We start from the raw sequence: 22,012 nt of genomic DNA, 5'->3' as shown, positions 1-22,012 counted from the left end.
CATGCCTGATGATGCCATTTTGGTTTTGAATGCAGGCTCTTCCAGCATAAAGCTCGCGCTCTACCGCATATCGGGCCAGGACCTGGTTCTGGCGTGGCACGGGCTGCTGGAAGAGGTGCGGACGGCGCCGCACTTTCACGCCACCGCCCCGGACGGCAGCGCCATCGCCGACGAGCGCCCGGACATCCATCCCGACGGGGCCACCGCCTGGGTGCTGGACTGGATCGACCATCATCTGGGCAGCGCCCGCTTGCTGGCCTGCGGCCACCGCGTCGTCCATGGCGGCCCGCTCTATGCCGAGCCGGTGCGGATCGACGATGCGATGCTGGAGACGCTCGCCACCTTCATCCCGCTGGCGCCGCTGCACCAGCCGGTGAATCTGGCGCCGATCCGGGCGATCCGCGCGGCGCGCCCGAACCTGCCCCAGGTCGCCTGTTTCGACACGGCGTTCCACCGCGGCCACTCAGCGGTGGTGAACACCTTCGCCTTGCCCTACCGCTATTACGAGGCGGGCGTGCGCCGCTATGGCTTTCACGGGCTCAGCTACGACTTTATTGCGAGCCAGTTGCCGAGGCACTCGCCGCGCCTGGCCGCCGGCAAGGTGGTGGTGGCCCATCTCGGCAACGGCTCCAGCATGTGCGCGATGGACGGGTGCCGCAGCGTCGACACGACCATGGGCTTCACCGCCCTGGACGGCCTGCCCATGGGGACCCGCACCGGCCAGATCGACCCCGGCGTGCTGCTCTACCTGATGGAGCATGACGGCCTGTCCGTCCCACAGGTCACCGACCTGATTTACAAGGACAGCGGGCTGAAGGGCCTTTCCGGCGTCAGCAGCGACATGCGCACGCTGATGGAAAGCCCGGAGCCGCGGGCGAAATACGCCATCGACGTCTACATTCACCAGATCGCCAAACAGACCTGCGCGCTGGCCGGCACCCTGGGCGGGCTCGACGGCATGGTGTTCACGGCCGGCATCGGCGAGCACCAACCGGCGATCCGCGCCGGCGTTTTGGCCAAGCTCGCCTGGCTGGGCTTCTCCCTGGACGCGGCCGCGAACGCGCAGGGCGGGCCCCGATTGACGACCGCCGACAGCCGGGCCGAGGCCTTTGCCATTGCGACCGACGAGGAACGCGTGATCGCGGGACAGACGCTGGCATTGCTCTGAAGGCCCGGCATAGCTGTGGGTTGCGGCCCGGGCGCGCGGTCTATTCCAGGGATTTCAGGTAAACGATCAACCGGTCCACTTCCTCGTCGGAGAACTGGAACTCCGGCATGTCCTCGTGGCCGACCATGATGCCTTCGGACAGGGCCTCGCTGAGCTGTTCCGGCGGGTATTGTTTCACGATCTCCGCAAACGGCGGCGCCTTGCCGTGCGGGCTGACGGCGGTTTCCTTGTCCACCGCATGACAAGCGCCGCACCGTTCCCGGGCCAGCATCCGGCCGGCGCCCAGTTCCCGCGTTCCCCCGTCGTCCGCCCGGGCTTCCTCCCGGCTTTCGCAGGCGCACGTGACAAGCGCCAGCGCCAGGAGGCCGGCCTTCATGGCCGAACCGCGGCCATTCCAGATTTTGCGATTTGCGTGGGTCATCTTCTCCACCGAGAGATCGCGGTTGCGAGTGATGCGATCGGCATCGCAATTTGCCTACACGGTTCCGACACCTGCCGCCAGCGGAACCTCCCAATGGCGCAGCGTTTTGCCGTGCCAGGAACCCTCGATCCCGGGCCCCCCCGAACATCGGCCTGCCAATGGGGGGCCGATCCGATGGGAATTCTCTCTTTGACAATCGCTACCCAATTAGCGCATTCTCGATCCTGTGGCTCGAACGGACGCGGTCCGGCGGATCCCGAACGGTTGCCTGCCACCCATGACGGTCATTCCGGCCATGACACGAGGGCATTCCGATGCGGAAGACAACGGCTCCGCAACAATGCAAACCGCAATCCGGCGGCTGTTCGACAGTGGCCAGGCACGCGGTGCCGTTCGCTCTTTTGCCGCTGCTGAGCGGGTGTTCGCTCGCCCCCATCCCCTTGCTCAACCCGGTCGGCGCGGTTGGCGAGGCGGAAGCCAACCTGTTCTTCCTGTCGGTCACCGTGATGTTGATCATCATCGTACCGGTCATGATCGCAACACTGTGGTTCGCGTGGCGCTATCGCGCGGCAAACAACGGGCGCGACTACGATCCCAACTTCGTCGAACACCCGGTCATCAACAAGATCACCGTGTTTGTCCCGCTGTTCACGATTGCGATTCTGGGCGGCTTGACATGGGTTTACACCCACCGGCTCGACCCGTATCGACCCGTCGTGGCGGGAGCGCCGTACGAGATCCAGGCCATCAGCCTCGATTACAAATGGCTGTTCGTTTATCCGGACGAGGGCGTGGCAACCGTCAACGAATTGGTGGCCCCGGCGGGCCGGCCCGTGACACTGCGGATGACGGCGGACCCGATGATGACGTCGATTTTCGTCCCGGGCTTGATCAGCCAGATCTACACCATGCCCGGCATGGAATCGCGCGCGAACTTTTACTCGAAGACCGCTGCGGAATTGCAAGGCTCGAATGCGATGTATTCCGGCCCCGGGTTCGAGTATCAGCGCTTCACAACCAGAATCATGCCGGCAAATGCGTTTCGGTCCTGGATCGACGACGTCAAAAGCGGGAAGGGCGCTGCCGGCAAGAAGGAGGCGCTGCTCGACCGCGCCGCCTATGACCGCCTGGTGCAGCGGTCCACGAACAATCCCGTCACGCATTTTGCGGCCGTCCGGCCCGGATTGTTCGCGCGTGTGGTGCAAAAATACACACCGCAATACATCATGCGCGAACTGCCGACCAAGGCGCAGTTCGATGCCGGCCACCTGTCCGGCCCGGCGGCAGTGGCTGCCGACGGTGGCAGACCATCCCCGCAAGGCGGGGGGCAATGACCATGTCTCACAGGCGGATGGCAAGGAGGCGGTAAGATGTTGGGGCGATTGGATTACAACGCGCTTCCGTTTTATAGCCCGGTCGCGTTCGGCGGCGCGGCGGTAACGGTTCTGGCCGGTGCGATCGTCTTGGCGTTGATCACCTATTTCCGTCTCTGGGGTTGGCTCTGGAAGAACTACCTGACGACCGTGGATCATAAGAAAATCGGCATCATGTACGTGGTCCTGGCGATCGTGTTGCTGCTGCGCGGCTTCGCGGACGCGATCATGATGCGACTGCAACAAATGCTGTCGGTCACGGGAAACGGCTATCTGGAGGGGGACCATTTCCAGCAGGTCTTCAGCGCCCATGGCACGATCATGATTTTCTTTGTGGCCATGCCGTTCATGTCGGGCCTGGCGAATATCATTATTCCGCAGCAGATCGGCGCGCGCGACGTCGCCTTTCCCTTTTTGAACGCGCTCAGCTTTTGGCTGACCGCGGCCGGGGCAGGGCTGGTGTTGATTTCCCTGGTGCTGGGCGAATTCTCGGCGGCCGGCTGGACGGGCTACCCGCCCTTCGCCGGGATCGAACGGAGTCCGGGCACCGGCGTCGACTATTGGCTGTGGGCCGTGTTCATTTCCGGCTGGGGTTCGACCCTGACCGGCATCAACTTCCTCGTCACCATCATCCGTCGACGAGCGCCGGGCATGACATTGATGCGATTGCCGATGTTCATCTGGACCATGGCCTGCACCAGCGCCGTCATTCTGCTGTCATTTCCGCCCCTGACCGTGGTCACCGCACTGCTGATGCTCGACCGAATTTTCGGCATGCATTTCTTCACGGCGGACATGGGCGGCAATTTCATGAACTATGCCAACCTGTTGTGGATGTGGGGTCATCCAGAGGTTTATATTCTGGTCTTGCCGGCCTTCGGCATTTTCTCCGAAGTGGCGTCGACGTTTTCGCGCAAGGCGCTCTATGGCTATCGCGACATGGTCTACGCGACGGCCGTTATCACCGTGCTGTCGATGCTGGTGTGGTTGCATCACTTCTTCACCATGGGCTCAAGCGCGACGGTGAATGCGGCGTTCGGCATCGCGACCATGATCATCGGCATCCCGACCGGTTTGAAAGTCTTCAACTGGCTTTTCACCATGTACAAGGGCCGGATCGAATTCGAGGTGCCGATATACTGGTTGCTGGGATTCATGATCCTGTTTGTCATCGGCGGCGCCACCGGGGTGATGCATGCCATCGTTCCGCTGGACTACAACCTGCACAACACGACCTTTCTGGTGGCCCATTTCCACAACATGATCATTCCGGGCGTGCTGTTCGGATATCTGGCCGGCTATTACTACTGGTTCCCGAAGGCCATGGGCTTCCGGCTACATGCCGGCTGGGGCAAGGCCTCGTTCTGGGGCTGGTTCATCGGCTTCATCCTGGCCTTCATGCCGCTCTATGTGCTGGGCATGATGGGGTTGCCGCGGCGGGTCGCCAACATTCCGGATCCCCGCTTCGAGCCGTTGCTGATCGTTGCCTTCATCGGCGCATGCTGCATCGCATTCGGAATCTTCTCGATCGTGATGCAATTGCTGGTCAGCATCCGCCAGCGCGAGGCGTTGCGCGATCAAGACGGCGATCCGTGGGATGGCCGCACGCTGGAATGGTCTATCCCATCGCCGCCGCCGGAGTTCAATTTTGCCCGGATCCCGATTGTCCACTCCCTGGATGCGCTGACGCATGCCAAGGCGAATGGTGGGCTGGACTACGGCCCGGTGGAGTCCATCCAGTTGCCTCGCCAGACGCCGACCGGCCTGTTCATCGGCGGGCTGGCGTTTCTCATCGGATTCGGCGCGGTGTGGCACATGTGGTGGCTGCTCGCTCTGGGGTTTGTCGGCATCCTCGTCCTGGTCGTGCAGCGCAGTTTCATCGACCACGACGAATTCGAGGTTTCGGGGAGCGAAGTGCGCGAAATCATGAGCCGGAGCGGCCAACCGCTGCCGTCGGAGGCGGGGCCATGACGACCTACAGCGCCCAACGCGACCACCCGGTGCCGCCCGAACCGCATCGCGAGCGCGCCCTGGGGTTCTGGCTCTACCTGATCACCGATGCGGTGCTGTTCGCCGTCCTGTTTGCGAACTACGCGGTATTGCTGCCGGGAACGGCAGGCGGTCCAGCGCCCGGGGAAATTTTCACCCTGTGGCGCGTTGCGGCCGAAACCGGCTTGCTGCTCTGTTCGAGCCTCACATTCGGCTTTCTGGCCATATCGGCCTTGTCCGGAGCCCACGGGCGGGCGAATCTGTGGCTCCTGGTGACCTTCCTGCTGGGCGCCGGCTTCGTTGCGCTGGAGATCGGTGAGTTCGCGGAAATGGCCGCCAACGGCGCAACACCGCAGCGTAGCGGCTTCCTCTCCGGCTTCGTCGCCCTGGTCGGCACCCACGGCCTGCATGTAAGCTTTGGCCTGCTCATGCTTGCGGTGATGTTCGTTCAAATTCAGGTCAAGGGCCTGACCCATCCGGTTCTGTCGCGACTGTATCGGCTGGGCCTGTTCTGGCACTTCCTCGACCTGATCTGGATTGGCATCTTCTCCTTTGTTTACCTGCCGGGATTGGTCAAATGAGCGACCGCGACGAAGACCTGCCATTCTTTCTGCACAAGCCCCCAATAGCGGACTATCTCACGGGTTTCCTGTTGGCCATCGCCCTGACCGGCGTCCCGTTCTATGTCGTGGCCGCCGGCGATGTGGGCAAATCCGGCACCTTTCTCATCGTCACGGTCTTCGCGCTGGCACAGATCCTGGTGCATCTGCGGTATTTTCTGCACTATTCGACCAAGCGCGTGCCGCTGGAGGCCACGATCGCCCTGACATTGGCGGTGGTGATTGGCGCGATCATCATCGCCGGCGCGATATGGGTAATGTTCGACCTGAACTACCGGATGATGGGATAACAGCGACCGAGATTGGCGGATGGGGTGTCCGCCATCGTCGAATCCGGCGATGTTCGCGAATGTTCACAAATCCCATTGAAAATAAGCGGTTATTTGACTTCTCTTGTCCATTGTCGTCCGCTCTGATACGCTCAAATCCGCGTCATTGAGGGGGAAGAAATGGAGGAAGAATGGCCAGGGCGATGGAACGACGGGCAGCCAAGACGCTTACCGCCGCGAGGGTGAAATCCGCAGGGCCGGGGAAGCATCATGACGGCGGCGGGTTCGGCCTTTACCTGCGGGTCGAACCGAACGGCTCGCGGTTCTGGGTGCAGCGGCTCACCATTCATGGGAAGCGGCGGGAACTTGGCCTTGGCAGCCCGCCTCTGGTGTCGCTGGCCGATGCGCGCGAAGCGGCGTTCGAGAATAAGCGGATCGTTCGAGGCGGCGGAAACCCGCTGGCGGAAAAGCAGAGGCAGCGGGATGCCCTGACCTTTCAGCAGGCGGTGGAAAAGTATCTGGCCTCGAAGCTGGATGAATTCCGCAACGAGAAACACCAGAAGCAATGGCGCTCCACCTTGGACACCTACGCCCGGCCGGCGCTAGGGGAATTGCCCGTCCGGTCGATCACCATGAGCGATATTCTGCGTGTCCTTGAGCCGATCTGGTCGACCAAGACCGAGACGGCCTCGCGGCTTCGAGGGCGCATCGAGGCGGTGCTATCCTGGGCAACCGTTGCCGGCTATCGGGAGGGCGACAACCCGGCGCGATGGAAGGGCAACCTTTCGGAAGTCCTGCCCAAGCCCGCCAGGGTAGCACGAGCGGGAAACCACCCGGCCGTCGCTTTGGCCGACATGCCGCGCTGGTGGGAAGACCTACAGGGCAGGGCAGGGATGGCAGCACAGGCGCTGCAATTCCTGACGCTGACCGCATGCCGATCCGGCGAAGTGCGGGGCATGGTATGGGGTGAGGTCGATCTTGGATCGCCAGGCCCCAGCCCAAGCGCCGCAGTTTGGACCATCCCAGCGGAACGCATGAAGGCGGGCCGCGAGCATCGAGTCCCCCTGACACAAGAGGCCGTCGCATTGCTGTCCCGGCTGCCGCGACTGGAGGGTTCGGAGGTCGTGTTCTTTGCCCCGCGCGGTGGACCCCTCTCGGATATGAGCCTGTCGGCCGTCACGCGCCGCATTCACAAGGCAGAGGCCGACGCGGGGAGGGAAGGGTATCTTGACCCCCGAAGCAAACGGCCCGCTGTACCTCACGGAATACGCTCGACATTCCGCGATTGGGCGGATGAGCGGGGATACCCGCGCGACATGGCGGAAATCGCTCTCGCGCACACGGTCGGCACGGAAGTCGAAAGAGCCTACCGCCGATCTGACATGCTGGAGCGGCGGCGCGGGATGCTAGAAGCCTGGGGCCGATTCCTGGAGGGGAAGGGGGCCGAGAAACTTGTTCAACTGAGGGCCTCTATATGACTGATAAAAAACGAGAATGGATCGACAAGGGGGGCGATGAATTAACCCGCTTGGGCCATTGGCAAGAGCCCGATTGGGACGACATGCCAATTCAACAGAAGGTGGGGATCGTAAAAGAGTCGTTCGAGGCGAGAGAATTGGCCCTAGCAACAATCTGGAGCGAGATCGACGCGCTTTGGGCTGAGTGCCACTCGGTATTGAAGGCGGCGGGCCTCCCGCACGGGCAAGAGCGTGTGGTATACAAGGACCGCAACACTTGGTGGCAAACCAGCGATCCAAACTGCCCGCCCATTCAGAAGATCAAAGAAGGTGGGTTCGGTTTCGCCCATGTGACCGAATTTGCGAGGAACTTCTCGGAACCGTTCTCCGATCCGTGGTATGCGGCAAGGGCAATCGAAACAATCGAGGACCTGCGAAGGAATGCAGGGGGCGCGGGCCAGATGCATTTCGCTATTGCTTTAGGCGCTCTTACAGAGGAATGGCATTGGCGAACGAAATACAAGCCGTCAATTCTATTGGGAATGAAAAGATACGGATGGAGCGATTCCGGCAGAAGTGAAAGCGTCAGTTCACGAAGAAAACAGTCAGAAAAACGGAGAGACTATATTAAAGAAATTATGCACCAAGAAAAACATGCGACAGACAATGCTTTGCAGAAGTGGTTAGTGCTCAAAGTAACTGAATGGTACGAAAAATCAGATGCCGACAAAAAAAATCCATATCACAGAGGACGATCCGAGAAGACCTTAGGATAATTCGCGGTCGGCGCTAAATTTTCCGGAAATTTGCCTTAGTCGCTGCCATTGGTGGCTTTCTACCTTTCGCATGTCCACTAACACGCGAGAGGCATTAACAATGCACAATGAAGTTTGGCGCTTTCCCCGGGTGCTAGCCGCCATCGGCATGGGGCGCTCTTGGGTTTACGACCAAGTAAAGGCTGGGCAGTTCCCTGCGCCCATCAAGCTCGGTGCGCGCGCCATTGGGTGGCGGCGCGAAGACATTGAAGCGTGGATCGCCAGCCGCGAAGCCGACAAGGCAGCCTGATCATGGGAGGCGGACAAAGAAACGCCCCGGCCGGTGGTCAGACCGGCGCGGGGCTACGCAATCATGAGGGGGCGATTGCTGCGGAAGCCCTGAATGTAGCGGCCGTGGTGACAAATGCAAGCCACGAGACGATGGCGCTAGAGACGGGCTGCGGCACCACATCCGCGACGGATCGGGAGGGCGGCCGATGACCACCGCCATTCTCGAACGAGCCGACGCCCAATCCCTGACCAAGGCGCTGGGCGGCCGCTGGTACGGCCACTACGGCACCTGCCCTTGCCCCGTCTGCCAGCCGGAGCGGCGCCGCGATCAAAACGCCCTGACCTTGGCCGATAGCCGTGGCCGGCTGTTGTTGCACTGCAAGAAAAGCCAGTGCACCTTCCGCGATGTCCTGGCGGCGGCTGGCGTCGCGCCGGGCTCGCATGCAGCACCCGACCCGGTGGCGGTCGCCCAACTCAACGCCGAGCGCCAGGCCGTCCGGGCAGAGAGTTCACGCTTCGCCGAACGCATCTGGCGTGAGGCCAGGCCGATCCATGGCACGTTGGGCGAGCGATATCTGCGAACTCGCGGCATCGACTGCGAATTGCCCGGCACGCTTCGATACCTGTCGGCCTGCTGGCACACGCCGTCGAAAATGTGCTGGCCCGCCGTCGTCGCGCTGGTCCAGGGCGGCGATGGCTTTGCGGTCCACCGCATCTATCTGGACCGCGACGGCACCGGCAAAGCGCCTGTGGGCAGCAATGACCAGAAGCGAGCGCTTGGCCCGGTCCGCGGAGGCGCCGTGCGCCTGACCGTTGGGCGCGGACCGTTGGTCATCGCCGAAGGCATCGAAACCGCCCTGTCTGCTATTCCCGGCGGCTTCGTCGAGCCCGACGCTCGGATTTGGGCAGCGATCAGCAGCTCCAACATGAAGCAGGTGAAACTGCCGAGGACTCCTGGTCGCCTGGTCGTCGCGTTGGATCGCGATCAGGCCGGCCGGCGCGCGGCCTACGCCCTGGCGGACCGTGCGCACGGCTGGGCCTGGGAGGTGACGCTGCTGCAACCGCCTGCCGGATCGGACTTCAACGACCTGCTCCGCCGCGAGGTGGCGGCATGACGGCATCCAACGTGACCAGGATCAATTTTTCGCCACTGCCCACTGGCTTCGAGGCGCGACCGAACGGCGACATTCATCGTATCGTCGAAGATGATGAAGGCAACCGCCGCGCCCCCCTTGTTTGCTCGGAACTTCACGTTCTGGCCCTGACCCGCGACCGATCCGGCGCGGGATGGGGCCGGCTGGTGGAAGTCATCGACTCGGACGGCAATGCCCATGTTTGGGCGATCCCCGCACGCATGTTCGCGGGCGACGGCGCCGAACTGCGCGCCAAGCTGCTGGACCTTGGGCTTTACATCGCGCCTGGCCCGGCCGCCCGATATGCGCTCGCCGACCTGCTACAGCGCTGGCGGCCCAAGGACCGCGCCCTATCGGTCGACCGGCTGGGATGGTCCGACGAGACCTGCCGCAGCTTCGTTCTCGGCAGTGGCGAGGTGATCGGCGACGAGCGCGCCGTGTTTCAGGCCGAGACGATCAGCAGCGCCGCGACGGCTATGGTGGCGGCCGGTGATCTCGCGGACTGGCGCGGCCAGGTCGCGGCGCTCTGCGTCGGCAATCCGCTGATGGTCGCCGCCGTCTCGCTCGCCCTCGCCGGGCCGCTGCTCGAACCGCTTGGCCTCGATGGCGGCGGCCTGCATCTTCGCGGCGCATCGAGCAGCGGCAAGAGCACGATCCAGCGGGCGGCGGCGTCGGTCTGGGGCGGCCCCGCTTTCCTGCAAAGCTGGCGGGCGACCGCCAACGGCCTGGAGGCCCTGGCGACGGCCTGCAACGGCTCGGTGCTGGCCCTGGACGAAATGGGCGAAGTCTCCGGCCGAGAGGCGGCACAAGCGGCCTATATGATCGCCAACGGCATCGGCAAAGCGCGGGCGGATCGAACGGGCGCAGCCCGGCCGCAAAAGCGATGGCGCACGATGATCTTGTCCAGTGGCGAAATTTGTCTGGCAGACAAGATCGCGGAGGCCGGCGGCCGCACCCATGCCGGGCAGCATGTGCGCCTTCTCGATGTGTCGGCCGACGCCGGCCAACATGGCGCATTCGACCATCTGCATGGCTCGGAGAGCGCTGCAGCATTTGCCGACCGCGTTCGGGCGACAACCGCCACTGCCCACGGCACGGCCGGGCCGGCATTCGTCGCGAAATTTCTCGACGACCCCGAGGCGGCGAAAGCGACGGCCCGCGAGGCGATGGAGACGTTTCGCCGTGACGCGGTGGAATTGCATGGCGTCGAGGCAGATGGTCAGACACAGCGGGCCGCCGCTCGCCTGGGCCTGATCGCCGCCGCCGGAGAACTGGCGACCATCTTCGATCTCACGGGGTGGCCACGAGGGGCGGCGCATGACGCTGCAATGCATATTCTCGGCCTGTGGATCGACGGCCGCGGCGGTGCCGGGCCGGCCGAAGCCCGCGAGGCCATCGAGCGCGTGCGCGCGTTCCTGGTCACCCATGGCGATGCGCGCTTTGAGCGACTGGACCCCGGCGGCGACCCGCGGCCCGCGATCCCGAACCGGGCCGGGTGGCGCGAGGGAGAAACCTATTACGTCGCCGCCGACGCCTGGCGCGAGGTTCACCGCGGCGCCGATCCACAGCGGGCGGCGCGATATCTTCATGACGCCGGCTACCTCGAAGGAGGCGATGGGCGACACCTCACCCGTCGCATGAGCCTCAAGCATGGCCGGCCCCGCGCCTATGCGGTCACGGCCTCGATCATGGGTGCGGGTGATGACTGACACTGCCACCCGCGAATATCGGTGGGACAGGTGGGACAGGTGGGACCACGTTGATATTGCGTGGTTTTCTCGGTCCCACAGTGGTCCATGGCGGTGGGACATGTGGGACCACATGCCCTCGACCGGTCCCACCTGTCCCACACGGGCCGCACATAGTGGGACTGGAATCTACCAGCAAAAACAACCCGGTCCCACCTGTCCCACTGGTCCCACAGGAAATCACATGGACCAAACCCAGCCGGGCCGGCACGCGATGGCGGGCAACCCCGCGATCAAGCGGAAATGGCAGCGCTGGCGATGTGCCGGACGCCAGCCCGAGCGTCGGCGGCAGAGGCGCGCATGCACGCCGCCGGCCGACTGACCACCGATGCCGGCGCAACACACCACCACGTCATAGGAATACGAGCAAAGCTCATGTATAATGCAGATCATGAACAAATTCGGATTGCACGCGAACTTTGGGCGGATGCCGTGAAGGCAGCAGACGCAGCCGGCGGAGATGCCGAAGTCTTCGTCACCGCCTGGCTTGTCTCCGGCTTGCAGCTTTACGCGAAGGTCAAAGGCCCCGCGGCAGCCAAGGCGCTGGTGGCGATGGCCGCGGCGATCGATGAAACACCCGCCGGCCGCTGCTGACCGGCACATGGAATGCCCCTCGGGGCATAGCGTGACACCCCGACACGCCGAATTTCGGGAGGTAGGCCGAAGGCGAAAGCCGGAAGCTGATCAACTCCGAACGCCGCCAAAGGGGCGGCATGGAGCACATCACATGACCGACGAAAAAAAAATCGTCGACCATATCCAGGCGCTCGACACCGAATGCCGAGCCCTGACCGATGAAATGGGCCAGGCCGCGACGACCAAGGAACGCGCGGCCGAAATCGAGGCCCGGTTTGATGCCGCGATGGCCGAGCGCGACCGGCTCTCGGCCGATCTGTCGAAAATGCGCCGGCCGCCCTATGCCGACGTGACCGGCGGCGAGGATGACGGCGGCAGCGCCGGCGGCGGCGTGTGGGAGCGCGGTGCTGCGCCGCCCTTCGGCCTGGCGCCGGAACAGCGCATGCTCGACTGGGCGGCGAAGCACCAGCCCGACCCCTATCGCGGCCTGAGCGCCGGCGCCTATTTGCGGTCGATGATCCTCGGAGGAAAAACCGAGACCGAGCGGCGCGCGCTTGCCGAGGGCAGCGATTCCGCCGGCGGCTACAGCGTTCCGGCGGTTGTTTCGGCGGAACTGCTCGACAATCTTCGGGCGGCGAGCGTGACCGTCCAGGCCGGCGCCCGCACCGTGCCGCTGACCAGCGCCACGAACTCCATCGCGGCGGTGGCCAGCGATCCGGCGCCGGCCTGGCGCTCTGAAAATGCCGCGGTTGCGGAGAGCGACCCGACGTTTCGCGCTGTCGTCTTCACCCCGCGCAGCCTGGCGGTTCTGGTCAAGGTCAGCCGCGAGCTGATCGAGGACTCGTTGAACCTCGAAACCGCACTGCCGCAGCTTCTGGCCGCGGCCCTGGCGACGGAACTCGACCGGGTGGCGCTGCTGGGCTCCGGCACCGCGCCCGAGCCGAGAGGCATCGCCAATACCTCGGGCATCGGCACGGCGGCGCTGGGCGCCGACCTGGCCAACTATGGGCCGCTGCTGGCCGGTCGCACGGCCATCCTGACCGCGAATGCGGGACCGGTAACAGCCGCGATCCTGCACCCGCGCGATGAGGGCACCCTGGCCGGCCTCACGGACTCGACCGGCCAGCCGCTCATGGCCCCGGCAGCGCTGAGCGCGATCCCACAGTTGACCACCACGGCCGTTCCGACCGATGGCGGCACCAGCTCAGACAGATCCACGATCTTCGCCGGCAATTTCCAGCACTTGATGATCGGCATGCGGACAGGGCTTCAGGTCGAACTGTTGCGAGACCTATGCAGCCAATCATCAATACGCTTTCGTTGCGTCCCTGCGGGCCGATGTGGCCGTGGCGCATCCGGCGCGTTCTACACCGTGACCGCCGTCACGGATAACCCAGGCGAGCGGGCGGGGCTCCGGCCCCGCCAGCACGTCAAAGCAAGGCCCGCCGGTACGAAAATTGCCGGCGGGTTTTTTTGCAGCTTCGTTTTCTTACGCTTTTGCATAATGTCGGGACCCGCCGGTCCTTGAAGGGTGGTCGAGAGATCAGATACCCCCCTCCCACCGGCTCACACGGGCGCCCCGATTTCAGGCGCGTGCCCGCCAGGATCACGCCCGGCGGCGGTGGGGGGTGGTCGAAAGTCTACCGCGATCCGCGCCAGGACCGGCGGGGGGCAAAACTTTTGCGCATGCCAAAATTGGAATGGTTTTCCCGGCAGTGGTCCAAGGGTGTCGCCCGGCTCACCGCCGACGCGGCACGCCAAAGGGGAAGACCGTCGTTCAGCGCCTCAGCGCCACGCCCGGCCAAGCAGCTTGCCGAGGATGCGGCGCCAGATCCTGCGCTGGACCGCGCCGGGGCGCTTGCTGGTCAGGGCCTGCATGTCTCCGCTGTATTTCGCGATACGGTACAGCAGGCCGCGGAATTGGTTGATCGTCATCGGCTGCGGTCCTCTCTGTCGAACTGGTTGATGGTGCACCCGTCCGGGGCTGGCTCAGCGCCTCAGCGCCACGCCGGGGCCGTTCCCGTTCGCGTCCAGAAACACCACGCCGCCGGCCTCAAGCGCGGCTCGGATCGAGGCGAGGGCATGGCCTGGCGACGTGGCCTCCGTCTCGATGCGTGTCACCGTGTTCCGGTGCACCCCCGCCTTTTCGGCAAGGTCGCGGACAGTCCAGGCTAGGAGCCCGCGTGCGGCTCGAATTTGTGCACTTGTCACCATGTCTCGATTGCGGCTATTGTTCATATGTCACCTTGAGAGTGACGGAAGCATATCCATAACAGGAGTCCGAGACAATGCCCTACACAAACACCAACATGGGGACCGCATCGCAGCCCAGTGATTGGGGACCGGCCGTCGACCGCCTCAAGATACGTTCTGGCGAGGCCAGAGTAGAAGCCGCACTTGGCGTGCTCATACTGGGGCATATCATGGACGCACCCGGCCGCATCGACCGGGCGACGGACCTACAGTTGAGCGCCGCAAGCGAAGCCTTTAAGCGGATCGGGACCGAGGCCAGCAACACTCTTGCAGCCGACGCAGAGTCCAAAGCCAATGCGTTCAACCGATTGACCGAATTCGAGAACGCCATGGCGTCCATATCGGAAGACGCAGAGGTCGCAGCGGTCCTCTTGGCTCCGATGTGTGACCGCCTCAAAGGCTCCATCCGCAACGATCACTTTTTGATCCTGCGGAGCGCCGCCAATGCGGCGGTGCGGCTCCAGGCGTTGGCGGATTATTCGGCCGACGTGGCACCCGATGCAGAAGCCGCACCCAACCAAGCCGTTACCAACTAGCCGTCGCGACCGATAAGCAACGGGGCGCCTGATCGGGCGCAATTCTGGGGGAAGAAATGGCGGACAGACCTAAGCCAAATCGCGTTATTTCAATGAGATACATGCGAAATCTGGCGGATGGGGTGGGATTCGAACCCACGGTACGCTTGCACGCACGCCGGTTTTCAAGACCGGTGCAATCAACCACTCTGCCACCCATCCGTGGTACGCCGGCGGCGGGGGATTGGTACTGCCGCCGGCCGCGTCGCGTCAATCGTCTCAACCCCTAAATGTGAACAGATATATTATGGGAAATTATGTTAGAAACCGGAACAGGCTCACAGAACCGTTCTGTCGATCTTGGCAAACAGCCGGAAAAAGTTGTCCGTCGTCGTCTCGGCCATCGCGGCGGCCGTCACGCCGTGAACCTCGGCCAGGCAGGCCGCGGTGTGGATGGTAAAGGCGGGTTCGTTGGTCTTGCCGCGTTTCGGCACCGGCGCCAGGAACGGCGCGTCGGTCTCGACCAACAGACGGTCCGACGGCAGCACCTTGGCGGTCGCCCGGATGTCGTCAGCGTTCCGGAATGTCAGCATGCCCGAGAACGATACATAGAGCCCGTGCCGCACCGCGTGCTCCGCCAACGGGCGGCCGGAGCTGAAACAGTGCAACAGGCCCGGTACCGGGCCTTTGGCCATGGCCTCGTCCAGAATGGCGGCCGTGTCGGCGTCGGCGTTGCGCGTGTGGACGATGAACGGCAGCCCGGTCCGACGCGAAGCCTCGATGTGGTTGACGAAGCTCTGGCGCTGCATCTCGCGCGGGCTCTTGTCGTAATAGTAGTCGAGGCCGGTTTCGCCGATGCCCACCACCTTCGGGTGCTCGGTCCAGGAGACGATCTCATCGACAGACCGCACACCATGGCCCTCGACGCTGTGCGGGTGTATGCCAATGGCGGCATAGACCTCCGGATAGCGCTCGGCAATCGCCAGGACCGTCGGAATGGCTTCGACGCGGGTGCAGATCGTCAGCATGCAGCCGATCCCGGCATTGCGCGCCCGTGCCACCACCGCATCGAGATCGACGTGGAGTTCCGGAAAATCCAGGTGGCAGTGGCTGTCGACCAGCATCAGGCGGGCTCCTCCACATAGCGGGGAAACACGCCCTGGGGCTTCGGCAGCGCGGTTCCGGGTTGCAGGGCGCCGATCTCTCCCATGCGAGAGAAAACGCGATCCGATGCGGCAATTTCCAACTGATCCAGAATCTTATCCGAAGCTTCTGGCATATAAGGTGAGGTCGCAAGACCCAGATGCCGGAGGGTTTCCGCCAGCACGTAGAGCACCGTGGCCATCCGCGCGGGGTCGGTCTTGCGCAGAGCCCAGGGCGCCTGGTGGTCCACATAGGCGTTGGCGGCCCGCACCACCTGCCAGATCGCTTCCAGGGCTTCGTGGAAGGCCTGCCGGTCCATCAGAGGCCGCATGGTCTCGACCAGTTGTCGGGCCGGCTGCAACAGGGCGCGGTCATCGTCGGTGAAGTTGCCGGGTTCCGGCACCCGCGCATCGCAGTTCTTGTTGATCATGCTGAGCACGCGCTGGACCAGATTGCCGTAATCATTCGCCAGTTCGTGGTTCATGCGGCTGACCATGCTCGCATGGGAGAAATCGCCGTCATTGCCGAACGGCACCTCGCGCAGCAGGAAATAGCGCACCTGGTCGAGACCATATCTCTCAATCAAGTCATAGGGTTTGATCACATTCCCAAGGCTCTTGCTGATCTTCTGCCCCTCGTTGGTCCACCAACCATGGGCATAGATCCGCTGCGGCGGCGCGATGTCGGCGGCCATGAGGAAAGCCGGCCAATAGACGGCATGGAAGCGCAGAATGTCCTTCCCCACCATGTGAAGATTGCACGGCCAGAAGGTTGAAAATGCCTCGGACTTCATGTCCGGATAGCCAACGGCGGTTGCGTAGTTCGTGAGCGCGTCGAGCCACACATACATGATGTGATCGGCGTCGTTCGGCACCGGCACACCCCATTTGAACGACACGCGACTGACCGAGAGATCCTGCAAACCGCCTTTGACGAAGCTGATCACCTCGTTGCGGCGCGAGGCCGGGCCGATGCAATCCGGGTTCGCGTCGTACCAGGCCAGCAGACGGTCGCCCCAGGCGGACAGCCGGAAGAAATAGCTCGGCTCCTCGACCCACTCCACCGGCGCGCCCGACGGGGCCAGCTTTTCCCCATTGGCACCGGCGGTCAGTTCGCTTTCCGCATAAAAGGCTTCGTCGCGAACCGCGTACCAGCCGGCATAGGAACCCAGATAGATGTCACCCGCGTCCAGCAGTTTCTGCCAGAGCGCCTGGCAGGCGCGGGTGTGCCGGTCCTCGGTGGTGCGGATGAAATCGTCGTTGGAGAAGTTCATCCGTGCGGCCAGATCGCGGAAATTCTGGCTGACCCGGTCGGTGAAGGTCTGCGGGTCGACGCCGGCCGCCTCCGCCGCCTTTTCCACTTTCTGGCCGTGCTCGTCGGTACCGGTCAGGAAATGCACGCGGTAGCCGTCCATGCGCTTGAACCGGGCCAGAACATCGCAGGCCAGCGTCGTGTAGGCGTGGCCGATGTGCGGGTCGTCGTTCACGTAATAGATGGGCGTGGTGATGTAGTATGGCTCGGCCATAGCACCCTCGCATGGGCGGATTGCAGATGGTGGCGGTATAACGCCCGGAGGCGGTGGGTCCAACCCCGGACCTAGGTGCGGGCCAGCGTCTCGTGGAAGCGGAGCGGTCGGCCCTGGGGCTCGCCCAGCAAGTCGCCCTCGCGCATGACCACGCGGCCGCGGATGATGGTACCGACCGGCCAGCCCTTGCAGCGCACGCCCTCATAGGGCGACCACCCTGCCCGGCTTGCCAGCCAATCGCGGGTGATCTCGCGCTCAGCCGCAAGGTCGACCAACGTGAAGTCCGCGTCGTAACCCACGGCAATCCGGCCCTTATTCGCGATGCCGAACACCCGGTTCGGGCCGTGCGCCATCAGGTCGACCAGCCGTTGCAGGCTGAGGCGCCCCTCCGCCACATGGGTCAGCATCAGCGGCAAGGTGGTCTGCACCCCGGGCATGCCGGAGGGGCTCGCCGGATAGGCACGGGCCTTCTCCTCGGCCGTGTGTGGGGCGTGGTCGGAGCCGATAATGTCGACGGTGCCGTCGGCAACGGCCTGCCAGATGCGGGCCTTGTGCGCCGCATCGCGCACCGGCGGGTTCATCTGCGCATGCGTGCCGAGTCGGTCGTAACAGTCCGGCGCCTCCAGCGTCAGATGGTTCGGCGTCACCTCGACCGTAGCGATATCCTTGTGATCGACCAGAAAGTCCATCTCGTCGCCGGTGGAAATGTGAAGCACGTGAATGCGGCGACCGGTTTGCCGCGCCAGTTCAACGAGTTGCCGTGTGGCATTCAGAGCGGTTGTCGGGTCGCGCCAGTCCGGATGGGCCCGGGGATGCGCCGCGGCCTCGGCCACGCCCTTGCGCTCGCGCAGGCGCGCCTCGTCTTCCGCGTGCACGGCCACCCGGCGGCTGCCGTTCCGCAACACGGCCGCGATGGCGCCCGGCTCCTCGACCAGCAGCGAGCCGGTGGACGAGCCCATGAACAGCTTGACGCCGCAGGCGCCGGGCAGGCGTTCCAGTTCCGGCAGTTCGGCCAGATTGTCCGGCGTGGCCCCCACATAGAAGGCGTGCTCGCACCACATACGGCCGGCCGCGCGGGCGAGTTTGTCGGCGAGCGCTGCCGGCGTGCTGGTCGAGGGGTTGGTGTTCGGCATCTCGAACACGCCGGTGATGCCGCCCAGGACCGCGGCCTTGGAGCCGGTGGCGAGGTCTTCCTTCTGCTCACCGCCGGGCTCGCGGAAGTGCACCTGGGTGTCGATCATGCCGGGCAGCACGGTGAGGCCGGTGGCGTCGATTTCGTCCGCCCCCTGCCCCGCCGGAATGGTGCCGAGCGTCGCAATCCGCCCGCCACGCACGCCGATATCGCACGGCACCACGCCCGCTGGCAGCACCGCCATGCCGCCCCGGATCACAAGATCGTACATGAAAAACCCTCGCTAAAGCGCTTGGTTCAATACACTTTCGACGCCGCACCGGCCTGAACGGTGTTGCCGTCGCCAAACTTCTCCGCCAGCCGCTTGGCCACGCGCGGCGAGACGAAGTCGTCGATCTTGCCGCCGAGCGAGCCGATTTCCTTGACGAAGCGGCTGGAAATGAACTGGTGGCGGTCGCTCGCCATCAGGAACACGGTCTCGATGCCGGAATCTAGGGATTTGTTCAGGCTGGCCATCTGGATTTCGTATTCGAAATCGGTCACCGCCCGGAGCCCGCGGATCAACACGGTCACGTCCAGCTTGCGGGCGCTGTGCACCAGCAGGCCATCCACGACGGTGACCGAGATATTGGCCGCCAGCTTGCGGTCGGTCATGGCGTCGATCTCGTCCTGCACCATGGCGACGCGCTCGTCGACGCTGAACAACGGCCCCTTGCCCGCATTGCCGGCGACGCCGACATAGAGCTTATCCACCACCGCGGCTGCGCGCATGATGATGTCGGTGTGGCCACGGGTGGCCGGGTCGAACGTGCCTGGGTAAAGCGCGATATGCCCATCCGGCATGGAAAATCTCTCAATAGCCTCGTAGCGATGCGGTACCGGGCGGGGCGACGCCCGGCACCCTATTCCTCTGCGATCCGCGAGACCGAGACAACGCGTTCGCCCTCGCCAACCGAGAACAACCGCACGCCGCGGGTGGATCGCCTTGCTATACGGATATCCTGCACGGGCACGCGAATCAATTGCCCGCCGTTCGTCACGAGAACGAGGCCATCGCTATCGCTGACGGGGAAGGCCGCCACGACGCCCGCACCGGGCATCAGATCCATCAGGTCGATGCCCTTCCCGCCGCGCCGCGTCACCCGGTAGTCATACGCGCTGGTGCGCTTGCCATAGCCGTCGTCGGCCACCGACAGAATCAGTTCTTCCGCCGCGTGCAATTCCTCGAACCGCGCTTCGTCCAGGGCCTGCTCTTCGCCCACCTCGCCCGTGTCTTCCCGGCGGCGGGCCGCGGCCATGCGCAGATAGGCATCGCGCGTTTCCGTGTCGATTTCCGCGCCCTTCAGAATGGTCATGGAGATGACGCGGTCGCCCTCGGCGAGCGCGATGCCGCGAATGCCGGTGGATGCCCGGCCGGCGAACACGCGCACGTCTTCAACCGGGAAGCGAATCGCCTTGCCGTGCCAGGTGGCCAGCAGGAAGTGATCGGTCGGCTCCGCCAGCGCCACGCCGATCAGGCTGTCGCCCTCTTCCAGCTTCATGGCGATCTTGCCGTTGGCCATGACATTGGTGAAGTCCGACAGCTTGTTGCGGCGCACATTGCCGCTGGCGGTGGCGAAGACGATGTCCATCTCGTCCAGGCCCGGCGTATCCTCCTCCGGTAGCGGCAGGACGGTGGAGATGGTCTCGCCCTCGGAGAGCGGCAGCAGGTTCACCATGGCCTTGCCGCGAGCCTGTGGCGTGCCGATCGGCAGGCGGTAGACCTTCAGCTTGTAGACCATGCCGCGGGACGAGAAGAACAGCACCGGCGCGTGGGTGTTGGCGACGAAGACGTCGGCGACGAAATCCTCGTCGCGGGTCGACATGCCCGCCCTGCCCTTGCCGCCGCGGCGCTGCTCGCGATAGCTGGCGAGCGGCACGCGCTTGATATAGCCCTGGCGGCTGACGGTGATGACCATGTCCTCGCGCTGGATCAGGTCTTCGTCGTCCTGGTCGGCCTCCGCGTCGAGAATTTCCGTGCGCCTGGGCGTGTCGAACTTCTCGCGAACCTCGGCCAGTTCGTCGCGCATGATGGTCAGCACGCGCTCGCGATTGCCGAGAATGTCGAGATAGTCCTCGATCAGGCGCACGGTCTCGCGCAGGTCGGTGTCGATCTTTTCGCGCTCCAGCCCGGTCAGGCGGTGCAGGCGCAGGTCGAGAATGGCCTGGGCCTGAGCCTGGCTGAGCCGGTAGTTGCCGTCGCCGCGGGCGTCGGCGCCGTCGTCGACCAGGGCGATCAGCGGCGCGATGTCGCCGGCGGGCCAGGGCCGCGCCATCAACCGCTCGCGGGCGGTCGCCGGGTCCGGCGCCTCGCGGATCAGCCGGATCACGTCGTCCAGGTTGGCAACGGCAACGGCGAGCGCCAGCAAGGTGTTCGCCCGCTCGCGCGCCCGGCCGAGTTCGTAGGCGGTGCGCCGGGTGATGACCTGTTCGCGGAAACGGCAGAAGGCCTGCAACACCGCCTTCAGCGGCATCACCTGCGGCCGGCCGCCGTTCAGGGCCAGCATGTTGTAGCCGAACGAGGTCTGCATCGGCGTGAAGCGGAACAACTGGTTCAGCACCACGTCGGTGACCGCATCGCGCTTCAGTTCGATGACGACGCGGATGCCGTGGCGGTCGCTCTCGTCGCGCAGGTCGGAAATGCCCTCGATCAGCTTGAGGTTCACCACCTCCGCGATCCGCTCCACCATCTTGGCCTTGTTGCACTGGTAGGGCACGTCGGTGACGATGATCGCCTCGCGGCCGCCCGGGCGCTCCTCGATCTGGTGGCGGGCGCGCATGATGACGGAGCCCCGGCCGGTGGCGAACGCCTGGCGGATGCCGCCCCGGCCCATGACCAGCGCGCCGGTCGGGAAATCCGGCCCCGGCATGATCTCCATCAGTTCGTCGAGGCCGATTTCTGGATCATCCAGATAGGCGAGCGTCGCCGCTACCACCTCGCCCAGATTGTGGGGCGGGATGTTGGTGGCCATGCCGACGGCGATGCCCCCTGCCCCGTTGACCAGCAGGTTCGGGAAGCGGGCCGGCAGAACCGTCGGTTCGCGCTCGCTTTCATCGTAGTTGAGCTGGAAATCGACCGTGTCCTTGTCGATGTCCTCCAGCAATGGCTGGGCGGCCTGGGCCAGACGCGCCTCGGTGTAACGCATGGCCGCCGGCGGATCGGCGTCCAGCGAGCCGAAATTGCCCTGGCCGGAAATCAACGGCAGGCGCATGGAGAACCACTGCGCCATGCGCACCAGCGCATCGTAAATGGCGGAGTCGCCGTGGGGGTGGAACTGGCCCATGACGTCGCCGACGATGCGGGCCGACTTGCGATAGGGCCGCGACCAGTCATAGCCGCCGACGCGCATGGCATAGAGGATGCGGCGGTGCACCGGCTTCAGGCCGTCGCGCACGTCCGGAATGGCGCGCGACACGATCACGCTCATGGCGTAATCGAGGTACGAACGCTGCATTTCCTCTTCAATGGAGACGGGCGCAATATCGCGGCGCTCGCTCCGGATTTCGTCGACCAAGAGTCCTGTCCCTTTGCCCAAACGCAACTATGCAAGATATGGGGGTGGGGGACGGTCGCAATCCGCTATGAATAGTGGAAAAACCGCCCC

21 protein-coding genes and 1 tRNA gene are annotated in these 22,012 nt (G+C 64.4%); 13 read left to right on the top strand and 9 right to left on the bottom strand.

Annotated elements, in window-relative coordinates:
- Position 1: 1 nt before the first annotated feature.
- The gene (locus H6844_18720) at positions 2 to 1,168 is read left to right on the top strand and encodes an acetate/propionate family kinase (protein MCB9931442.1); all 1,167 of its coding nucleotides are present in this window, start codon (positions 2 to 4) and stop codon (positions 1,166 to 1,168) included.
- 40 nt (positions 1,169 to 1,208) lie between these two features.
- Here the strand turns inward: H6844_18720 and H6844_18715 are convergent, their stop codons facing one another.
- Positions 1,209 to 1,589 (bottom strand): cytochrome c, encoded by a 381-nt coding sequence (locus H6844_18715; protein MCB9931441.1) that lies wholly within the window; start codon positions 1,587 to 1,589, stop codon positions 1,209 to 1,211.
- A 314-nt stretch (positions 1,590 to 1,903) separates the two neighbouring features.
- Here H6844_18715 and H6844_18710 point away from each other — a divergent pair, with 314 nt between their 5' ends.
- The 11 genes from H6844_18710 (at position 1,904) to H6844_18660 (ending at position 13,328) form a co-directional block, all read left to right on the top strand.
- Entirely contained in the window at positions 1,904 to 2,923 is a 1,020-nt protein-coding gene (locus H6844_18710; protein ID MCB9931440.1) for a COX aromatic rich motif-containing protein, read from the top strand.
- Between the two features lie 36 nt (positions 2,924 to 2,959).
- Positions 2,960 to 4,933 (top strand): cbb3-type cytochrome c oxidase subunit I, encoded by a 1,974-nt coding sequence (locus tag H6844_18705; GenBank protein ID MCB9931439.1) that lies wholly within the window; start codon positions 2,960 to 2,962, stop codon positions 4,931 to 4,933.
- Positions 4,930 to 5,532 carry a cytochrome c oxidase subunit 3 gene (locus H6844_18700; protein ID MCB9931438.1) on the top strand — a complete coding sequence of 201 codons (603 nt, stop codon included), beginning with the start codon at positions 4,930 to 4,932 and terminating at the stop codon, positions 5,530 to 5,532. Before H6844_18705 ends, H6844_18700 begins: the two co-directional genes overlap by 4 nt.
- Positions 5,529 to 5,861 (top strand): cytochrome o ubiquinol oxidase subunit IV, encoded by a 333-nt coding sequence (gene cyoD / locus H6844_18695; GenBank protein ID MCB9931437.1) that lies wholly within the window; start codon positions 5,529 to 5,531, stop codon positions 5,859 to 5,861. The genes H6844_18700 and cyoD overlap by 4 nt, the downstream gene beginning before the upstream one ends.
- 182 nt (positions 5,862 to 6,043) lie before the next feature.
- Positions 6,044 to 7,318: an integrase arm-type DNA-binding domain-containing protein gene (locus H6844_18690; GenBank protein MCB9931436.1), complete on the top strand. Its 1,275-nt coding sequence runs from the start codon at positions 6,044 to 6,046 to the stop codon at positions 7,316 to 7,318.
- A complete protein-coding gene (locus tag H6844_18685) occupies positions 7,315 to 8,073 on the top strand; it encodes a hypothetical protein (protein MCB9931435.1) in 759 nt (252 codons plus the stop codon). The genes H6844_18690 and H6844_18685 overlap by 4 nt, the downstream gene beginning before the upstream one ends.
- 70 nt (positions 8,074 to 8,143) lie before the next feature.
- On the top strand, positions 8,144 to 8,362 hold the full coding sequence (locus tag H6844_18680) for an AlpA family phage regulatory protein (GenBank protein ID MCB9931434.1): 219 nt from the start codon (positions 8,144 to 8,146) through the stop codon (positions 8,360 to 8,362).
- A 187-nt stretch (positions 8,363 to 8,549) separates the two neighbouring features.
- Positions 8,550 to 9,458 carry a toprim domain-containing protein gene (locus tag H6844_18675; protein ID MCB9931433.1) on the top strand — a complete coding sequence of 303 codons (909 nt, stop codon included), beginning with the start codon at positions 8,550 to 8,552 and terminating at the stop codon, positions 9,456 to 9,458.
- On the top strand, positions 9,455 to 11,185 hold the full coding sequence (locus tag H6844_18670; GenBank protein MCB9931432.1) for a DUF927 domain-containing protein: 1,731 nt from the start codon (positions 9,455 to 9,457) through the stop codon (positions 11,183 to 11,185). The genes H6844_18675 and H6844_18670 overlap by 4 nt, the downstream gene beginning before the upstream one ends.
- A gap of 339 nt (positions 11,186 to 11,524) precedes the next feature.
- Entirely contained in the window at positions 11,525 to 11,818 is a 294-nt protein-coding gene (locus tag H6844_18665) for a hypothetical protein (protein ID MCB9931431.1), read from the top strand.
- On the top strand, positions 11,793 to 13,328 hold the full coding sequence (locus tag H6844_18660; GenBank protein ID MCB9931430.1) for a phage major capsid protein: 1,536 nt from the start codon (positions 11,793 to 11,795) through the stop codon (positions 13,326 to 13,328). The genes H6844_18665 and H6844_18660 overlap by 26 nt, the downstream gene beginning before the upstream one ends.
- Positions 13,329 to 13,585: 257 nt before the next feature.
- Here H6844_18660 and H6844_18655 read toward each other — a convergent pair whose 3' ends face one another.
- Both H6844_18655 and H6844_18650 read right to left on the bottom strand, forming a co-directional pair.
- Positions 13,586 to 13,735 carry a hypothetical protein gene (locus tag H6844_18655; GenBank protein MCB9931429.1) on the bottom strand — a complete coding sequence of 50 codons (150 nt, stop codon included), beginning with the start codon at positions 13,733 to 13,735 and terminating at the stop codon, positions 13,586 to 13,588.
- A 54-nt stretch (positions 13,736 to 13,789) separates the two neighbouring features.
- Positions 13,790 to 14,014 carry a helix-turn-helix transcriptional regulator gene (locus H6844_18650; protein MCB9931428.1) on the bottom strand — a complete coding sequence of 75 codons (225 nt, stop codon included), beginning with the start codon at positions 14,012 to 14,014 and terminating at the stop codon, positions 13,790 to 13,792.
- Between the two features lie 74 nt (positions 14,015 to 14,088).
- On the opposite strand from H6844_18650, the gene H6844_18645 reads away from it, so the two are divergent.
- Positions 14,089 to 14,589, top strand: coding sequence for a hypothetical protein (locus tag H6844_18645; GenBank protein MCB9931427.1), 501 nt, complete (start codon positions 14,089 to 14,091; stop codon positions 14,587 to 14,589).
- Positions 14,590 to 14,700: 111 nt separating this feature from the next.
- Here the strand turns inward: H6844_18645 and H6844_18640 are convergent.
- The 6 genes from H6844_18640 to gyrA form a co-directional block, all read right to left on the bottom strand.
- Positions 14,701 to 14,790 (bottom strand) — tRNA-Ser (locus H6844_18640).
- Between the two features lie 116 nt (positions 14,791 to 14,906).
- Positions 14,907 to 15,692, bottom strand: coding sequence for a TatD family hydrolase (locus H6844_18635; protein ID MCB9931426.1), 786 nt, complete (start codon positions 15,690 to 15,692; stop codon positions 14,907 to 14,909).
- Positions 15,692 to 17,236: a methionine--tRNA ligase gene (locus H6844_18630; protein ID MCB9931425.1), complete on the bottom strand. Its 1,545-nt coding sequence runs from the start codon at positions 17,234 to 17,236 to the stop codon at positions 15,692 to 15,694. The genes H6844_18635 and H6844_18630 overlap by 1 nt, the downstream gene beginning before the upstream one ends.
- 71 nt (positions 17,237 to 17,307) lie before the next feature.
- Positions 17,308 to 18,639: a dihydroorotase gene (locus tag H6844_18625; GenBank protein MCB9931424.1), complete on the bottom strand. Its 1,332-nt coding sequence runs from the start codon at positions 18,637 to 18,639 to the stop codon at positions 17,308 to 17,310.
- 26 nt (positions 18,640 to 18,665) lie between these two features.
- Positions 18,666 to 19,211 (bottom strand): pantetheine-phosphate adenylyltransferase, encoded by a 546-nt coding sequence (gene coaD, locus H6844_18620; protein MCB9931423.1) that lies wholly within the window; start codon positions 19,209 to 19,211, stop codon positions 18,666 to 18,668.
- A 59-nt stretch (positions 19,212 to 19,270) separates the two neighbouring features.
- Positions 19,271 to 21,862, bottom strand: coding sequence for a DNA gyrase subunit A (gyrA, locus tag H6844_18615; GenBank protein MCB9931422.1), 2,592 nt, complete (start codon positions 21,860 to 21,862; stop codon positions 19,271 to 19,273).
- Between the last annotated feature and the right edge of the window lie 150 nt (positions 21,863 to 22,012).

The organism is Alphaproteobacteria bacterium, from assembly GCA_020638555.1.
Lineage (GTDB): Bacteria > Pseudomonadota > Alphaproteobacteria > Bin95 > Bin95 > JACKII01.
The sequence above is the reverse complement of the archived record's forward strand: the minus strand, read 5'-3'. Positions and strand labels throughout refer to the sequence as shown.

Bases quoted from the DNA above. Each gene is read 5' to 3' on its own strand.
- H6844_18670 (MCB9931432.1), top strand. From the start codon at position 9,455: ATGACGGCATCCAACGTGACCAGGATCAATTTTTCGCCACTGCCCACT.
- gyrA (MCB9931422.1), bottom strand. From the start codon at position 21,862: ATGCAGCGTTCGTACCTCGATTACGCCATGAGCGTGATCGTGTCGCGC.
- H6844_18680 (MCB9931434.1), top strand. From the start codon at position 8,144: ATGTCCACTAACACGCGAGAGGCATTAACAATGCACAATGAAGTTTGG.
- H6844_18710 (MCB9931440.1), top strand. From the start codon at position 1,904: ATGCGGAAGACAACGGCTCCGCAACAATGCAAACCGCAATCCGGCGGC.
- coaD (MCB9931423.1), bottom strand. From the start codon at position 19,211: ATGCCGGATGGGCATATCGCGCTTTACCCAGGCACGTTCGACCCGGCC.
- H6844_18705 (MCB9931439.1), top strand. From the start codon at position 2,960: ATGTTGGGGCGATTGGATTACAACGCGCTTCCGTTTTATAGCCCGGTC.
- H6844_18665 (MCB9931431.1), top strand. From the start codon at position 11,525: ATGCACGCCGCCGGCCGACTGACCACCGATGCCGGCGCAACACACCAC.
- H6844_18675 (MCB9931433.1), top strand. From the start codon at position 8,550: ATGACCACCGCCATTCTCGAACGAGCCGACGCCCAATCCCTGACCAAG.
- H6844_18720 (MCB9931442.1), top strand. From the start codon at position 2: ATGCCTGATGATGCCATTTTGGTTTTGAATGCAGGCTCTTCCAGCATA.
- H6844_18630 (MCB9931425.1), bottom strand. From the start codon at position 17,236: ATGGCCGAGCCATACTACATCACCACGCCCATCTATTACGTGAACGAC.
- H6844_18635 (MCB9931426.1), bottom strand. From the start codon at position 15,692: ATGCTGGTCGACAGCCACTGCCACCTGGATTTTCCGGAACTCCACGTC.
- H6844_18660 (MCB9931430.1), top strand. From the start codon at position 11,793: ATGAAACACCCGCCGGCCGCTGCTGACCGGCACATGGAATGCCCCTCG.
- H6844_18690 (MCB9931436.1), top strand. From the start codon at position 6,044: ATGGAACGACGGGCAGCCAAGACGCTTACCGCCGCGAGGGTGAAATCC.
- H6844_18715 (MCB9931441.1), bottom strand. From the start codon at position 1,589: ATGACCCACGCAAATCGCAAAATCTGGAATGGCCGCGGTTCGGCCATG.
- H6844_18650 (MCB9931428.1), bottom strand. From the start codon at position 14,014: ATGGTGACAAGTGCACAAATTCGAGCCGCACGCGGGCTCCTAGCCTGG.
- H6844_18685 (MCB9931435.1), top strand. From the start codon at position 7,315: ATGACTGATAAAAAACGAGAATGGATCGACAAGGGGGGCGATGAATTA.
- cyoD (MCB9931437.1), top strand. From the start codon at position 5,529: ATGAGCGACCGCGACGAAGACCTGCCATTCTTTCTGCACAAGCCCCCA.
- H6844_18645 (MCB9931427.1), top strand. From the start codon at position 14,089: ATGCCCTACACAAACACCAACATGGGGACCGCATCGCAGCCCAGTGAT.
- H6844_18700 (MCB9931438.1), top strand. From the start codon at position 4,930: ATGACGACCTACAGCGCCCAACGCGACCACCCGGTGCCGCCCGAACCG.
- H6844_18625 (MCB9931424.1), bottom strand. From the start codon at position 18,639: ATGTACGATCTTGTGATCCGGGGCGGCATGGCGGTGCTGCCAGCGGGC.
- H6844_18655 (MCB9931429.1), bottom strand. From the start codon at position 13,735: ATGACGATCAACCAATTCCGCGGCCTGCTGTACCGTATCGCGAAATAC.